The organism is Bordetella genomosp. 9, from assembly GCF_002119725.1.
Classification (GTDB): domain Bacteria; phylum Pseudomonadota; class Gammaproteobacteria; order Burkholderiales; family Burkholderiaceae_B; genus Bordetella_C.
On record NZ_CP021109.1, the window covers coordinates 1212777 to 1228444 of the forward strand.

14 protein-coding genes are annotated in these 15668 nt (G+C 65.4%); 4 read left to right on the forward strand and 10 right to left on the reverse strand.

The annotated features are described in order from the left end of the window. Nucleotides 1-171 precede the first annotated feature (171 nt). On the forward strand, nucleotides 172-1359 hold the full coding sequence (prpF, locus tag CAL13_RS05655) for a 2-methylaconitate cis-trans isomerase PrpF (protein WP_086071779.1): 1188 nt from the start codon (nucleotides 172-174) through the stop codon (nucleotides 1357-1359). Here the strand turns inward: prpF and CAL13_RS05660 are convergent. Together CAL13_RS05660 and CAL13_RS05665 are read right to left on the reverse strand one after the other, a co-directional pair. Beyond that, nucleotides 1350-3095 carry an ATP-binding protein gene (locus CAL13_RS05660; protein ID WP_198297915.1) on the reverse strand — a complete coding sequence of 582 codons (1746 nt, stop codon included), beginning with the start codon at nucleotides 3093-3095 and terminating at the stop codon, nucleotides 1350-1352. The genes prpF and CAL13_RS05660 overlap by 10 nt on opposite strands. Before the next feature lie 43 nt (nucleotides 3096-3138). Further along, the gene (locus CAL13_RS05665; RefSeq protein WP_232462521.1) at nucleotides 3139-3780 is read right to left on the reverse strand and encodes a response regulator transcription factor; all 642 of its coding nucleotides are present in this window, start codon (nucleotides 3778-3780) and stop codon (nucleotides 3139-3141) included. A 627-nt stretch (nucleotides 3781-4407) separates the two neighbouring features. On the opposite strand from CAL13_RS05665, the gene CAL13_RS05670 reads away from it, so the two are divergent. Beyond that, nucleotides 4408-4659, forward strand: coding sequence for a hypothetical protein (locus CAL13_RS05670; RefSeq protein ID WP_157664810.1), 252 nt, complete (start codon nucleotides 4408-4410; stop codon nucleotides 4657-4659). A gap of 51 nt (nucleotides 4660-4710) precedes the next feature. Here the strand turns inward: CAL13_RS05670 and CAL13_RS05675 are convergent, their stop codons facing one another. After that, nucleotides 4711-5763, reverse strand: coding sequence for an aldo/keto reductase (locus CAL13_RS05675; RefSeq protein ID WP_086071782.1), 1053 nt, complete (start codon nucleotides 5761-5763; stop codon nucleotides 4711-4713). Between the two features lie 250 nt (nucleotides 5764-6013). Here CAL13_RS05675 and CAL13_RS05680 point away from each other — a divergent pair, with 250 nt between their 5' ends. Then, nucleotides 6014-7018, forward strand: a complete 1005-nt coding sequence (locus tag CAL13_RS05680) for an AraC family transcriptional regulator (RefSeq protein ID WP_086056505.1) — start codon at nucleotides 6014-6016, stop codon at nucleotides 7016-7018. A gap of 16 nt (nucleotides 7019-7034) precedes the next feature. Here the strand turns inward: CAL13_RS05680 and CAL13_RS05685 are convergent, their stop codons facing one another. From CAL13_RS05685 to cyoA, 7 genes are read right to left on the reverse strand one after another with little or no spacing between them, the layout of a single operon-like run. Beyond that, nucleotides 7035-7664 carry a response regulator transcription factor gene (locus CAL13_RS05685; RefSeq protein WP_232467772.1) on the reverse strand — a complete coding sequence of 210 codons (630 nt, stop codon included), beginning with the start codon at nucleotides 7662-7664 and terminating at the stop codon, nucleotides 7035-7037. Further along, nucleotides 7648-8952: an ATP-binding protein gene (locus CAL13_RS05690; protein ID WP_086056507.1), complete on the reverse strand. Its 1305-nt coding sequence runs from the start codon at nucleotides 8950-8952 to the stop codon at nucleotides 7648-7650. Before CAL13_RS05690 ends, CAL13_RS05685 begins: the two co-directional genes overlap by 17 nt. A gap of 15 nt (nucleotides 8953-8967) precedes the next feature. Next, nucleotides 8968-9819: an SURF1 family protein gene (locus CAL13_RS05695; protein ID WP_086071784.1), complete on the reverse strand. Its 852-nt coding sequence runs from the start codon at nucleotides 9817-9819 to the stop codon at nucleotides 8968-8970. Between the two features lie 23 nt (nucleotides 9820-9842). Next, entirely contained in the window at nucleotides 9843-10247 is a 405-nt protein-coding gene (gene cyoD, locus CAL13_RS05700) for a cytochrome o ubiquinol oxidase subunit IV (RefSeq protein WP_086056509.1), read from the reverse strand. Beyond that, a complete protein-coding gene (gene cyoC, locus CAL13_RS05705; protein WP_086056510.1) occupies nucleotides 10244-10891 on the reverse strand; it encodes a cytochrome o ubiquinol oxidase subunit III in 648 nt (215 codons plus the stop codon). Before cyoC ends, cyoD begins: the two co-directional genes overlap by 4 nt. After that, nucleotides 10884-12887: a cytochrome o ubiquinol oxidase subunit I gene (cyoB, locus tag CAL13_RS05710; RefSeq protein ID WP_198297916.1), complete on the reverse strand. Its 2004-nt coding sequence runs from the start codon at nucleotides 12885-12887 to the stop codon at nucleotides 10884-10886. Before cyoB ends, cyoC begins: the two co-directional genes overlap by 8 nt. Nucleotides 12888-12935: 48 nt before the next feature. Continuing rightward, a complete protein-coding gene (gene cyoA / locus CAL13_RS05715; protein ID WP_086071786.1) occupies nucleotides 12936-14012 on the reverse strand; it encodes a ubiquinol oxidase subunit II in 1077 nt (358 codons plus the stop codon). A 238-nt stretch (nucleotides 14013-14250) separates the two neighbouring features. Between cyoA and CAL13_RS05720 the strand changes: the two genes are divergently transcribed. Continuing rightward, nucleotides 14251-15591, forward strand: coding sequence for an MFS transporter (locus tag CAL13_RS05720; protein ID WP_232462523.1), 1341 nt, complete (start codon nucleotides 14251-14253; stop codon nucleotides 15589-15591). Nucleotides 15592-15668: the final 77 nt, after the last annotated feature.

A 15668-nucleotide genomic window follows, 5' to 3' on the forward strand; every position in this document is an offset into this window, starting at 1 on the left:
CGGCGCGGGGTATCCGCGTGGGGATTCTTTCGGAAACTGCGTGTCCGGCCCCGTGGTCCGGCGCGGGGGGCGCTTGGGCGTCGGGCGCTGGCGGCGCTAACATCGTGCCGCCGCAGCGCCGTCCTGGCAAGTCCCGCGGCGTATGGCATGCACCGATTCAACGGAACACAAATGAACGCTTCAGGAAGGCAGATACAGATTCCCGCGTTGTACATGCGCGGCGGCACGAGCAAAGGCGTGTTCTTTCTTCCCGATGACCTGCCCGCCGATCCTGCCCGGCGGGATGCGGTGCTGCTGCGCATCGCGGGCAGCCCCGATCCGTACGGCAAGCAGATCGACGGCATGGGAGGCGCGACTTCCAGCACCAGCAAGGTCGTCATCGTCGGCAAGAGCACGCGCGAGGACTGCGATGTGGATTACTGGTTCGGCCAGGTGGCGATCGGCCAGGCGCTGGTCGATTGGAGCGGCAATTGCGGCAATCTCACCGCCGCCGTCGGGCCCTTCGCCATCCACCGCGGGCTGGTCGACGCGCCGGCCGATGGCATCGCCACGGTGCGCATCTGGCAGGCCAACATCCGGCGCCGCATCATCGCGCAAGTGCCGATGCGCGACGGGCAGGTGCAGGAATTGGGCGACTTCGAGCTGGACGGCGTCACCTTCCCCGCCGCGGAGATTGCACTGACCTTCCTCGATCCGGGCGCTGCCGGCGATGCGGACGGCGGCGGCATGTTTCCCACCGGGCGCACCCTCGACATCCTGGACGTCCCCGGCGTTGGCCGTATCGAAGCCACGTTGATCGACGCGGGCAACCCCACCGTACTCGTGGACGCGTCCGCACTGGGGCTGACCGGTACGGAAACGCAGGCGCGCATCAACGGCGACGCGGCCTTGCTGGCGCGGCTGGAAGCGGTGCGGGCGCATGGGGCGGTCGCCATGGGGGCCGCGCGCACGCCGGAGGAAGCCACGACCACCCGGCAGCACACTCCCAAGCTGGCTTTTTTCGCGCCGCCCGCCACTTATGTCGCTTCCAGCGGCGCCACGGTGGAAGCGGCCCGGATCGACATCGTGGCGCGCATCATGTCCATGGGGCAGCTGCACCATGCCATGACGGGTACCGGGGCGGTCGCCATTGCGGCGGCGGCCGCCGTGCCCGATACCATCGTCAGCCGCCTTCTTGGCGGGACGCGCGATGGCCTGGCGTTCGGGCATGCGTCCGGGCGCTTGCGGGTCGGCGCGCAGGCCCGGCAGCGCGGCGCGCATTGGGAGGTGACGAAAGTCACGCTGAGCCGCAGCGCGCGCAGGCTGATGGATGGGGCGGTGTTCGTCCCTCAGGGCGTCTTCGGCGGCGATCAGGGTTGACGCGCGCCGTCCCCTCCATCCGATGGGGCGGCGTCGATCCACGCCCGTAGCGAGCGCGACAGCGCGTCCAGCGCGGCCAGTACCGGCTTGCATGCGTCGCGGGCGGCAGACGGGCATTCGCGCTGCGCGATGGCTTTCCGGGCTGCGTTACAACTTGCCGCCAGTCCCGTTGCGTCGATCATGCGGGCCACGCCCAGCATGGCGTGCAGGGCGTCCTGCGCGGCGCCAGTGTCTCCGTCCGCCAGCGCCCGATCCAGCGTGGCCGCGTCCCGTGCATTGGCCTGTACCAGTTCCCGCAGAAAGCGCTGCGTCACCGCGGGGTCGCCCACCGTCAAGCCATCCACCGCGGCCGGATCGAAATGCAGGCCATCGCGCCACGCCTCTGCGCGCACGCCAGGCGCGCGCATGGCGTCGCGCAAGCGGTGCTGCAGATCCGCCAGGGTCAGGGGCTTGAACAGGCAGGCGTCCATGCCGGCTCGCAGGCACCGGTCAATTTCCTCACGGCGCGCATCGGCGGTATAGGCCCACAATGCGCAGCGATGGCGCCCAGCCGCGGCTTCCGCGGCGCGGATCCTGCGCGCCAGCCCTTCGCCCCGTTCGCCCCCAAGATTGCAGTCGGTAATGACAAGATCGTACGCGCCAGGGCGCCACGCGCGCCACGCCGCCTGCGCGTTCCCCGTTTCCACGACGCGATGCCCAAGGTGCTCGAGCTGCTTGCGCAGTACCGTCCGGCACGGACCGTTGTCGTCCACGATCATGATCTGCAAGGTCCGGTGCGGCGCGTGGGCCTCCCTGCACGGCAACAGGACGGGCCGCGGTACAGTCACGCGCGGCGCCTCGAAATCGAAACTCACCGTGCACCCTCTGCCAGGCGCGCTTTTCAAAGTCAGCGTGCCGCCCATCAGCGCCGCCAGGCGTCGCGCGATGCAAAGACCCAGTCCGCTGCCCTGGCAGGCCCGGGCGCCGTCCCGCGTCTGGGAAAAAGGAGCGAACAGCCTTTGCTGGTCCGCATCGCTTATCCCGATCCCGGTATCCTCCACTTGCACACCGACGGCGAGCCGGTTGGCGGCCATCATGCGTGCGCGCACACGCACGGCCACGTGGCCGTCGTGCGTGAACTTCACCGCGTTGCTGACCAGATTCCCCAGGATCTGCCTGAAGCGCACCGTATCGACCAGCACGTCGCAATCCGCTGCCGCGTCCACCTCGAGTTTCAGCGCCAGACCTTTGGCGCGCGCCATGCCGGCAAACACCTGCACGACGGAATGGGCCAGCCGGCGCGGATTCGCGGGCTCGGGCAGCAGCTGCAGTTTGCCGCAGCCCATTCTTTCCAGGTCGAGGATATCGCCGACCAGACGCAGCAGGGCCTGGGCCGCTCCATGCGCCACCCGAAGATGATCCTGTACGTCATGGCCGGCGGCCGCGTCGCGCAAACCCAGTTCCAGCATGCCGACGATCGCATTCAAGGGCGTGCGGATCTCGTGACTCGCCGTTGCGACAAAATCGCTTTTCGCGCGATGTGCCGTTTCCAGCGCGCGTTGCGCGCGGCGCCGCTTGGAGAGTTGCCGACGGAGATATGCGTTCCACCCGGCAAGCAGCGCCGCAGCCAGGGCAGTCACGCCCAGTACCGGATCCAGCAACCGCCACTGATCTTCCAATAGGACGTTGATCATGGAGGTCGAGGCGAGCTGCGTCCGCTCGGCGTGCGCAGCGACGCCGACCATGAGCGGCAGCACTGCGGCGAACCTTATCGCGGCGGCGCGCATGTGCGGCCGCATGCTAGACCAGGCCGTTGCGCCGGGCTATGTCCGTCAATTCGAGCAGCGTGGCGGCGTTCAGCTTTTCCTGCAGCCGGCTCTTGTAGGTGCTGACCGTCTTCTCGCTGAGCATCAGCGTCGCGGCGATGGTCTTGTTCAGTGCGCCGCGCGCCAGATGCTGCAGGACCACCAGCTCGCGGTCCGACAACTGTTCGATCAGCGCCGCCTCGCTCATGGCCGCGCCCCGTTCGCCACAGGGATGCAATGCGACGCTGGGGAAATAGGTATTCCCGCGCAGGACGGCCTTTGCCGCCCCGACCAGTTCCTGCAGTTCCTTGCCCTTGTAAACGAATCCCGTGGCGCCGGCGTGAAGGCAGCGCGCCGCCAGATGTTCCGGATTCTGTGCACTGAGCACGACGATGCCGGGCTTGTGTCCGCGGCCGTCCGCGCGCAGCCGGTTGATCACCATCAGGCCATCCATCTTCGGAATGCCGATGTCCAGAATGATCAAATCCGGACGATGCTGGCGCGCCGCGCTCAACGCGTCCACGCCGGTGGCGGCCTCGGCCACGACTTCCCAGCCATTCTGCTCCAGTACGGTCCTGACCGCGAAACGGATCATGGGGTGATCGTCGACGATCACTACGGTGCCTACTCTTTGCACATGAACCTCATCGTTCGACCGCGTGCGTCGTGCCGCTTGAACGGCCCTCAGGGGAGGGGCGGGCGGCCAGCGTACAGGGCATGGAACCCGCCGCGATCGCATGTTGCGACGCGGCACTTGCGCTGACGCGGATTGGGAGGCGATATCGGAATATGCCTCCGGGGAAAGCGCGGCAAGTATAAGTAGCTCGCTCTCGTCCTGGCGCGTCCGGACGCCATGGCCCGTTGCAGAACGGCTACTTATTGCGACTGGTTGCAAAGCGCATGCCGAGAAAACAAAAAGCCACGGCCGAGGCCGTGGCGAAAACAAGCACGTGTGGTTGCCCTTCATCGACGTATGTTTCGGCCGCCGATGCCTGGCATATGCAACCCTAGCATTAGCCTAAGGAATAGGTACGGACCAATGTTTCGAAAGAAAACGAAAAATCATCGCAAAATGAGGGCATATTGCGCCTTCGATCGCTTGACAACATCATGGTGACAGCGGAGCCTACGCGCTGCGTATCTCTCAGCGCGATCGCGGGCCTGTGCCGTCCGCGCGCCGACGAAGCCGTCAAGAGGGGAGTTGCCTTGATTCTCCTCGCTGCCGCACGCGTGCTATAGATGCGCGACGCCGTAAGGGGAGTGTATGGAACTCTATATGACGATGGGAGAGGGGTATCGGCTGACGCTCGATGTGGAGCAGTCCATATCGGGCGACTACGGCTGGTATATCTACCTCGCCCTGTCCAAGGAGCAAGGCAAGGGCACGCTGGTCGCCAGCGATACTGTTTGTGAATCCGCATCTGAAGCGGCAGCCGCCGGCATGCGTGCCCTGGAGCGATACAAGCTGGAACAACCGATCTCGGTCATTACCCCCCGCAGCACGGCCATGTGCTAGGCCGCACATCCCGTTGTTCCCGCCAATCCCGAACCGCTTTCCTCTCTGCGCTCACGCCAGGCTGCCGTGCGTCAGCAGGTGGCGGCGTACACCGCCTTGGCGTTCCAGCATCCAGCCGGGATATTCGGGCGGCAGCGCGCTCACTCGATCGAGCGCCGCCAACTCGTCATCGGTAAGCCGCACCGCGGTTGCGTTGATGTTGTCCTGCAGCTGTTCGATCCGCTTGGCGCCGACGATGACGGTGGTGACGGCGGGCTGGTGCAACAGCCACGCCAGCGCAATCTGCGCCACGGACACGCCTCGCGCTTCGGCAATGGCGCGCATCGCGTCCACGCAATCGAACGCGCGCTCGCGATTGACCGGCGGGAAGTCGAACGTCGTACGACGGCTGCCGGCTTGGGCTTCGCCCTTCCGGTCGTACTTACCGCTCAACAGCCCGCCCGCAAGGGGGCTCCACACCATCAACCCCACGCCTTCGCTGCGCAGCAGCGGCACGATCTCGCGCTCCAGGTCCCGGCCGGCGATGGTGTAGTAGGCCTGCAGCGACTCGAACCGCGCCAGACCGAGCCGTTCCGAGATACCCAATGCTTTCATAATCTGCCAGGCGGCCCAGTTCGACACGCCGATGTAGCGCACGTGCCCGTGCTGGACCAGCGTATCGAGCGCCCGCAAGGTCTCCTCGATCGGAGTGGCCGGGTCGAAGCCGTGCACCTGGTACAGGTCCAGGTGGTCCAGTTGCAGCCTCGTCAGCGAGGCCTGGACGCTTTCCAGAATGTGGAAACGTGACAAGCCGCGCGAGTTCACGCCCCGCGTGCCGGTTTCTCCAAAAACCTTGGAAGCGACGACGACGTTCTCGCGCGGCACCTTCAAGTTGCGCAGCGCCTGTCCGGTCAGGCTTTCCGAGCGCCCGTCGGCGTAGACGTTCGCGGTGTCGATGAAGTTGATGCCGGCATCCAGGGCGGCGCCGATCAGGCGATCCACTTCGTTCTGGGCGAGATTGCCGATCTGCCCCCAAATGGTGCCGCCCTCGCCGCCGAACGTCATGGTGCCCAGGCACAGCTCGGACACGAACAGGCCGGTATTGCCGAGTTTTTTGTAGCGCATGAGAATGCTCCTGACGGGTGGTGAATTCGCCGCTGCGGGCAAGCCGTGCGGCCTGGCATGGCAGCAAGTATGCGTCCGCGCCACGCCCCCCAAGCTGCTCGATCCTGCTGAATTCATGCCTAATCCTCCAGGCGTTGGGGGTTCCCGCCAAAGGGCATCTTGCGGACAGCCCATCCGGCGGTATGCTCCCATTGCACAAAATTCCACGGCGCTGCGGCTGTCCCGCGGCCTTGGCCAGTTACGGTGAACCATGGGTTTGAACGACGATACGGATTCGCTTTTCGAGCGCCGCGGCGCCCCCGGCGACGCGCCCTGTTCGCAGCCGCCCACCAGCTTCCCCGCCGCGGTGGCGCCCGTTTCCGGGCCGCGGCAGGAACTGGTCGAACGCTTGTCCAGGCTGACGGGCAGCCTGGAAGGGTCGATGCACACCGCGGTCCCTGGGCTGCATCTGCACCGCATCACATGCAGCGACGGGCCGCATCATGCCGTGCAGCTGCCGGTCTTCGCCGTCATCGCCCAAGGCTCAAAGCAGTTGCTGGTCGGCAACGAGGTCTACCGCTACGATCCGCTGCATTACATGGTGTCGTCCGTCGAGCTGCCGGTGGCGGGCAAGGTCGCCGTGGGCAGTGCCTCCGAGCCCTATCTGGGCCTGCGGCTGGACCTGGACGTCGACGAGATCCACGCGCTGATCAGCGATATCGACGTTCCCGGCCCGCTGCAGGCCGAACCGACGCGCGGCCTGTACGTGAACCCGTTGAACGACACGCTGCTCGATGGCGTGCTGCGCCTCTTGCGTCTGCTGGAGACGCCGCGGGACATCCCTGTGCTGGCGCCCATGGTCAAGCGCGAGATCCTGTATCGCCTGCTGGTGAACGGGCAAGGGGGCGTATTGCGGCAGCTGGTGATGAAGGACAGTCATACGCAGCGGATTGCGCGGGCCATCCAGCTTCTGCGCGAGCACTACTCGCGGCCGCTGCGGATCGAGGAGCTGGCGCGGCAGGCGCATATGAGCCCGTCTTCGTTCCATCACCATTTCAAGGCGGTGACGGCCATGAGCCCGCTGCAATTCCAGAAGCAGCTGAGGCTGCAGGAAGCGCGCCGCCTGATGTTCATGAGCGACGCCGACGTGGCTGTGGTGGCGCACCAGGTGGGTTACGAAAGCCCGTCGCAGTTCAGCCGCGAATACAGCCGTTTGTTCGGTACCGCACCCCTGCGCGACAAGCGCCGGTGGCTGCGGACGTCCGCCGCGCATTAGCGCGGGGTGCGGCGCGCTACTTCACGCGCTGCTTTTCCAGCTTGCGCGCGAGCGTGCGGCGGTGCATGCCCAGCCGCCGGGCGGTCTCGGAAATATTGAATCCGGTGGCCGCGAGCGTTTCGTGGATCCGCTCCCATTCCAGCGTCTTGATCGACGTCGGCCGGTCGCTCAGCTCGACGTCGATGTCGCCGCCGTCGCGGCCGAAGGCCAGTTCGATGTCGTCGGTGTTCGAAGGCTTGGCGAGATAGTGCCGCGCCCCCAGCTTGATGGCTTCGACCGCTGTCGCGATGCTGGCGTAACCGGTCAGGACGACGATGATGGTGTCCGGATGCTGCGCATGCAGCGCCTGCACGCACGCAAGCCCCGAGGCTTCGCCCTTGAGCTTCAAGTCGACGACCGCATAGTTAGGCTTGTGTTCGGGCAGCAGCGCCATCACGCCGTCCAGGCCGGTCGCATGCAGGACCCGGTAACCTCGGCGTTCGAACGAACGGCCCAGCGTCCGCGCGAAGGCCTCGTCATCTTCCACGATCAAAAGCAGGCGGTCGCTTGCGTCGTTGTCGCGGGGCCGGGCGGCGGGGCTCGATGCTGGGGCATCCCCGCCGCTGGGGCCGCTGGGCGGCATATCGGACTCAACTGGCGGCGGCATGGTCTTTGTCTTCCTCCAGGGTAAGCGCGGACAGCGGAAGCCGCAGGGTGACGCGCGCCCCGCCTTCCGGCCGGTTTTCCGCGTTCACCTGTCCGCCGAGCGTGCGAGCCACGTTCACGACCAGGAACAGCCCCAGTCCGCCGCCGGGACGCCCCTTGCTGGACTGATACGGCTTGCCGAAGCGCGACAGCATCTGCGGGGCGAAGCCGGGCCCGTCGTCCACGATGTCCACCACCAGGGCGTCGCCTTCGTCTTCGTGCGCGGCGCGCAGTTCGACCCGGGATCGCGCGGCTTCCCAGGCGTTGTCCAGGACATTGCAGATCATCTGCTTGAGCGCGGTGTCCGACACGATGCGCCGGTCCATCCCGAATTCGTTGTCATAGCGCAGGCGTTCGCCGGCGCCCCGACTGGCGCGCCAATCCTTCACCAGATCGTCCAGGAAGGTGTTGACGGTAGTTTCCGCGGGCGCTTCGCCGCGCGCTTCGCCCGCGGAAAGCAGGATGCTGCCGACGATGGACTTGCAGCGCGCCACCGCGCTTTGCATTTCGGATATCTCTTCGAGCAATTGCGGATCGCCGCGGAACGGCTTCATGTGGCGCCAGTCGCCCAGGATGACCGCCATGGTGGCCAGCGGCGTGCCCAGCTCGTGCGCCGCGCCGGAGGCCAGCAGGCCCATGCGCACGATGTGCTCTTCTTCGGCGGCGCGCTGGCGCAGGTCCGCCAGATGGGCATCGCGCGCCCGCAGGTTCCCATGCACGCGCGTGATGAACACCACCAGCAGCGACGCGTTCAGGGCGAAACAGATGAGCATTCCCTGCACATAAAGGCTGGCCAGCCCGTTGCCGTGGTCCAGCGGCAGCGTCAACGGCCGGCCGGCCGCCGCCAGGAACATGAAGCAGAGCAGGGTCACCATCACCAGCGTCCACGTGCTCCAGGGCTTCAGCAGCACCGCGCCCAGGGTCACCTGGACCAGGTACAGGAAGACGAAGGGATTTGTGGCGCCGCCGCTCAAGTAGAGCTGGGCGGTCAGCATGCCGACGTCCACCAGCATGGCCACCAGCAATTCGCTGTTGGTGACCTCCGGCGCCAGCCGCAGCCGCAGCATTCCGACGATATTGAAAGCGATCAAGCCGCCCAGGACGGGCAGCATGTAGTTCAGGGGCAGGGGCACGCCGAAGCCCATGGACACGACGTAGATGGTGGCCACCTGGCCGAGCACCGCGATCCAGCGCAGCTGGATCAATTGATGCATATTCTTGTGGCCCGTCGTGTCGTACTTTCCCCGCATCTTCGCGTCCCCTTCCTAGCCGCGAAGTTTATTCTCTTCCTCCGACCGCCGCAGGCGCCGTTCGTCGCGCACGATGTAAATGGCGGCGCCCGCGACCATCAGGGCCAGCGTGTACCAGGTGATCGCGTAGACCAGGTGGCTGTTGTGGAAGGCGATGACCGTCATGCCGCCCCGCGGCCAGCCATCCGGGCCGACGGCCGGATCCGGCGCGGCATCGACGAAATAAGGCGCTACGTCGTTCAGGCCGCGGGCGGCGGCAATGGCGGCGACGTCGCGGGAATACCACCGGTCGTTACGCGGGTCGTTGTCGCGCAGGAAACCCCCGCCCGGTTCGCTGACGCGGAGCAGGCCGGTCACCATCACGCCGGATTCGGCGGCCGCTTGCGGGCGGGCGATGCGCGCGCGGCGATCGCCCGGCACGAAGCCGCGGTTGATCAGGACGATGCTGCCATCGTCGCGCCGCAACGGCGTCATGACCCAATAGCCGCTGCCCAATTCCGTGCTCGCCTGCACGAGCGCTTCCTTGTCGAACAGGTAGCGGCCGGTCAGGGAGACGTGCCGGTACTCATCCTTGTCCGCCGTCACGCCGGGCCATTCGCCAGGGCCGGGCGCGGGCGCGGCGGGCGCATGAACGCGCTGGTCCACGCGGGCGATCAGGTCGAGCTTCCAGGCCCGCCGGTGCACCTGCCAGGTGCCGAGCGCGCAGAAGCCCGCAAAAAGCAAAACCGCCACGACCGCCATGCAGATCAGGACTGCCGGGCGGCGCCGGACGCGCGTGTCGGCGTCCGGCTGGGCGGTGTTTGTCCGGTCCCCGGGCGGCGGCGCCGAAGACGGCGCGCTGCCCTGGGGGCCGCTAGGTGTTGCCATGGTCACGAGGGGTGGGTTTCATCCTAGGGCATGTTCTTCATGTCGGTCATGGACGGCATCATGTTCACGTTCAGGTGGTACATCACCCAAAGCGAACCGGCCAGCGTGATGATCACCATGATCAGCGTGAACATCAGGGCCAGCAGGGTCCAGCCGCCTTCCGAACGCGCGTTCATGTGCAGGAAGTAAATCATGTGGACCACGATCTGCACCGCGCCCAGGCCCAGGATGACCATCGCCGTCGTGCTGGACTGGTCGAAGACCTTGCCCATGACCAGCCAGAAGGGAATCGCCGTGAGGATGACGGACAGGACGAACCCGGTGACGTATCCCTTCAGGGTGCCGTGCGCGGCGTCGTCATGCTCGTCGTGATGATCATGGCCATGGTCGTGATCGACATGGGCCAGCGTACCGTTATGCGTGCTCATGGCAACACTCCCATCAGATAGACAAAGGTGAATACGCCGATCCAGACGACGTCCAGGAAGTGCCAGAACATCGACAGGCACATCAGGCGGCGCTTGTTGGCGGCGGTCAGGCCGTAGCGGCCCACCTGGACCATCAGCGTGATCAGCCAGATGATGCCGCTGGTCACGTGCAGGCCGTGCGTGCCGACCAGGGTGAAGAAGGACGACAGGAACGCGCTGCGCGTCGGGCCGGCGCCCTCATGGATCAGGTGCGCGAATTCGTACAGCTCCAGGCCGATGAACGCAGCCCCGAACAGGCCGGTGATGGCCAGCCAGAGCTGCGTGCCGCCGACGCGGTTGCGGTTCATCTCCAGCATGGCGAAGCCATAGGTGATGGACGACAGCAGCAGCATGGACGTGTTCACCGCCACCAGGGGCAGGTCGAACAGGTCGGCGCCGGACGGGCCTGCCGCATAGCTTCGCCCCAGCACGCCATAGACGGCGAACAGGCTGGCGAAGATGAGGCAGTCGCTCATCAGGTAGATCCAGAAGCCCAGCAGGGTGCCGTTCTTCGGATGGTGTTCCTCGGTCAGGTAGAAGCTCAGGGGCTCCTGCGGCGCCGCTGCCGCGGCGCCGTTTTGGGTAAGGACTGTGGTCTTAGACATGGTTGGCTAGCAGACGGGTACGCTCGGCTTCGACGCGAACGACTTCGTCCGCAGGAATGTAGTAATCGCGCTTGTAGTTGAAGGTATGGCCGATGGCCACGCCCAGCAGGGCGACGAAGGCGACGATGGCCAACAGCCACATCTGCCAGATCAGACCGAAGCCCATGGCCGTGCTCAGGCCCGCCAGGATGATGCCGGCGGCCGTGTTCTTCGGCATGTGGATCGGAATGAAGCCTTCGGTCGGACGGCGGTAGTTGCGCTGCTTCATCTGCCACCAGGCGTCGTTGTCATGGACTTGCGGGGTGAACGCGAAGTTGTAGACGGGCGGAGGCGAGGAGGTCGACCATTCCAGGGTGCGGCCGTTCCAGGGGTCGCCCGTCACGTCGCGCAGTTGTTCGCGGCGGCGGAAGCTGACCACCAGCTGGATCAGGAAGCTCGCGATGCCCAGCGCGATCAGCACGGCGCCGAAAGCGGCGATCACGAACCAGATCTGCAGCGAGGGATCGTCGAAGTGGTTCATGCGGCGCGTCACGCCCATCAGACCCAGCACGTAGACCGGCGCGAACGCCACCCAGAAGCCCACCAGCCAGAACCAGAACGAGCACTTGCCCCAGAACGGGTCCAGCTTGAAGCCGAAGGCTTTGGGGAACCAGTAGTTGATGCCCGCGAACATGCCGAACAGCACGCCGCCGATGATCACGTTGTGGAAGTGCGCGATCAGGAACAGGCTGTTGTGCAGCACGAAGTCGGCCGGCGGAACCGCCAGCATCACGCCCGTCATGCCGCCGATCACGAACGTCACGATGAAGCCCACCGTCCACAGCATCGGCACGTCGAAACGGATGCGGCCGCGGTACATCGTGAACAGCCAGTTGAACACCTTCGCCCCGGTCGGGATCGAGATGATCATGGTCGTGATGCCGAAGAACGAGTTGACGCTGGCGCCCGAACCCATGGTGAAGAAGTGGTGCAGCCACACCAGGTACGACAGCACGGTGATCACGACCGTCGCGTAGACCATGGAGGCATAGCCGAACAGGCGCTTGCCGCTATAGGTGGACACGACTTCCGAGAACACGCCGAAGGCCGGCAGGATCAGGATGTACACCTCGGGGTGGCCCCAGATCCAGATCAGGTTCACGTACATCATCGGGTTGCCGCCGAAGTCGTTCGTGAAGAAGTTCGTACCGACGTAGCGGTCCAGCGACAGCAGTGCCAGCACGGCGGTCAGGATCGGAAAGGCCGCCACGATCAGCACGTTGGTGCACAGCGACGTCCAGGTGAAGACCGGCATTTTCATCATGCGCATGCCCGGCGCACGCATCTTGACGATGGTCACCAGCAGGTTGATGCCGGACAACAATGTCCCGACCCCCGCGATCTGCAATGCCCAGATGTAGTAATCCACCCCCACGTCCGGACTCTGCAGAATTCCCGACAGCGGCGGATACGCCAGCCAGCCGGTGCGCGCGAATTCGCCCACGAACAGCGACAGCATCACCAGCACGGCGCCGCTGACCGTCATCCAGAAGCTGAAGTTGTTCAGGAAGGGAAAGGCCACGTCGCGCGCGCCGATCTGCAGCGGCACGACGTAGTTCATCAGACCCGTGACCAAGGGCATGGCCACGAAGAAGATCATGATGACACCGTGCGCGGTGAAGATCTGGTCGTAGTGATGCGGCGGCAGGTAGCCGGCCACGTCGCCGAAAGCGACGGCCTGCTGCAGCCGCATCATGAGCGCGTCGGCGAAGCCCCGCAGCAACATCACGATCGCCAGCACGATATACATGATGCCGATCTTCTTGTGGTCGATGCTGGTGAACCACTCGCGCCACAGGTAGCCCCAGACGCGGAAATAGGTGAGCGCGCCCAGCAGCGCGATGCCGCCCAGGGCGACGACCGCGAACGTCACCACCAGGATCGGTTCATGGTAGGGAAACGCCTCAAGGGTGAGGCGACCGAATATCAGTTTCTGAAGGTCTAGGTTCTCAAACATCTCGATTCCCGTAACGGGAGGCGCAAGGCGGAAAGTGGGGCGGGCGGCTTACAGCGGAACGCGGTCGTCCAGGACGGCGGCCCCGGTGGGGTTGGCGGGGGTGCATACCGCGCCCACGTAGTTGCGGGCAGGCATGTCGGCCAGGCCCAGACGGATACGCGTGGACCCGTTGTTCGCCACGTTGTACGTACCGGCGGTGCCCAGGCCGCCTTTCGCGTCGATCGCCATCATGTCCTTGATGCACATGCGGTTGGACTCGACGCAGCGGTTCAGGATGGCGTCGTACAGGTCGGGCGCCACGCTGGCGTAGCGGCGTACGGGTTCTTTCTCGCTGGGTTGCTCCAGCTTCAGGTAGACGGGGCGCGTCAGCTCGCCGCCGCCTTGGCGGGTCTGCTGCACCCAGTTCTCGAAGTCGGCGGTATTCATGCCGTAGAACTTGAAGCGCATGTCGGAGAAGCCTGCGCCGCTGTAGTTGGCGGAGAATCCGTCATACACGCCGGCGGCATTGATGACCGCATGCAGCTTGGTTTCCATGCCGGGCATGGCGTAGACCTGGCCCGCAAGCGCCGGAATGAAGAACGAGTTCATCATCGTGGAAGACGTGATCTTGAACTCGATGGGGCGATTCACCGGCGCCACCAGCTCGTTTACCGTGGCAATTCCCTGTTCCGGGTAGATGAACAGCCATTTCCAGTCCAGCGCGACGACTTCCACGGTCAGCGGCTTAACGTTCGTCGGCAGCTCGTGGCCTTCGGCGATGCGGTCCAGCGGACGATAGGGGTCCAGCCTGTGGGTGCTGACCCAGGTCAGCGCGCCGAGCGCGATGATGATCAGCAGCGGGGCGGACCACACCACCAGCTCGACGACGGTCGAATGGTGCCATTCGGGGTCGTAGTGGGCCTGGGTATTGGAAGCGCGGTAGCGCCATGCAAAGACAAGGGTCAGGATGATCACCGGGACGATGATGATCAGCATCAACACCGTGGAAATGATGATCAGGTCGCGTTGTTGCGCCGCGATATCGCCAGAGGGAGACAGGACCACCGCATTGCAACCGCCCAGCAGGGCGACGAGGGCGACGAGGGGGAGCAGGAGCAGTCCGCGGGGAAGCTTGGAGGATGACATGCCGGACGACGAAAGCCTATACAAGAACAGGGCGGAAGTTTGATGCGGCCGTGTAAGGTCCGCGTAAGTTAGACGCAAAAAGTCATGCGAAATGTACAGTTTTTGCCGCACTGCGGAAAGTGGACATTTTGTCCCACCTATGGCGGCCGCCGGAAAGTCGTGCCATGCTAAGGCTTACGTGGGCCTGCGCAGGGCGACTTTCGGAGCGGCAGGCCCCGGAGACAGAAGGAGGAATAAGATGTCCATGACTGCCGGATATACTCACCCGTCCTCGACCACGCTTGAGCACGACGCCAGGCTGACCACCGCGGACCACTCCAAGGTCGCGCCAGGGGAAATCGCCGTCGGCGTCGTTATCGGCCGCGCTTCCGAGTACTTCGATTTCTTCGTGTACGGGATCGCCTCGGTGCTTGTCTTCCCGCAGGTTTTCTTCCCGTTCCTGACGCGGCTGGAAGGGATCCTGGCCGCCTTTGTGGTGTTTTCCTTCGCCTTCATCGCGCGGCCGTTCGGTACGGCGCTGTTCATGGCTGTGCAACGCCGCTGGGGACGCAGCTTCAAGCTGACCGCCGCGCTTTTCCTTCTGGGCACCGCGACGGCCGGCATCGCGTTCCTGCCGACCTACGCCACGCTGGGCGAAACCGCCATTATATTGCTCGCCGTTTTCCGCTGTCTCCAGGGCGTGGCGACCGGAGGGGCGTGGGACGGCCTGCCCTCTCTGCTGGCGTTGAATGCGCCGCAGGAACGGCGCGGCTGGTATGCGATGTTGGGCCAGCTGGGCGCGCCCATTGGTTTTCTGCTGGCCGGGGCGCTTTTCCTGTACCTGCACACCGGCCTGGGCGCGGAGGATTTCACCGAGTGGGGCTGGCGCTACCCGTTCTATGTCGCCTTCGCCATCAACGTGGTGGCCCTGTTCGCCCGGCTTCGCCTGGTGGTCACGCATGAATACACCCGGCTGCTCGAAGAGGGCGAGCTGGAGCCGTTCGGCGTCATGTCGATGTTCCGCAACCAGGGATACAACATTTTCATCGGCGCCTTTGCCGCGCTTGCCAGCTACGCGCTGTTCCATCTGGTCACGATCTTCCCCTTGTCCTGGCTGGCGCTGCAGTCCACCCAGTCGATCAACGCGATCCTGAGCGTCCAGGTCGTCGGCGCCTTTCTGGGCATTCTCGGCACGATCGCCTCTGGCTGGCTCGCCGACCACATCGGGCGCCGCAACACCCTTGGGATGCTGGCGTGCCTGATCGGGGTGTTCAGCCTGTGCACCCCCTGGCTGCTCGATGGCGGCACCGCCGCACAGGATGCCTTCATCCTGATCGGCTTTGCCCTGCTGGGCTTGTCGTATGGCCAGGCATCCGGCACGGTGACCGCCAACTTCGCCCGCCGGTTCCGCTATACCGGCGCGGCGCTGACCGCGGATTTCGCCTGGCTTTTCGGCGCCGCGTTCGCGCCCGTGGTGGCGCTGAGCCTGTCCATGCGTTTCGGTCTGGCGGCCGTCAGCGCCTATCTGCTGTCCGGGGTGGCGTGCACGCTGCTGGCGCTGCGGATCAACCGGTCTCTCGAATCGCAGACGCGCGATTGAAGCGCCGCGGCGGCCGACGCGCGCATGCGCGCACGGCGCCGCGCGGTAGTGAAAAGCCGGGGTGTCCCGGCTTTTTT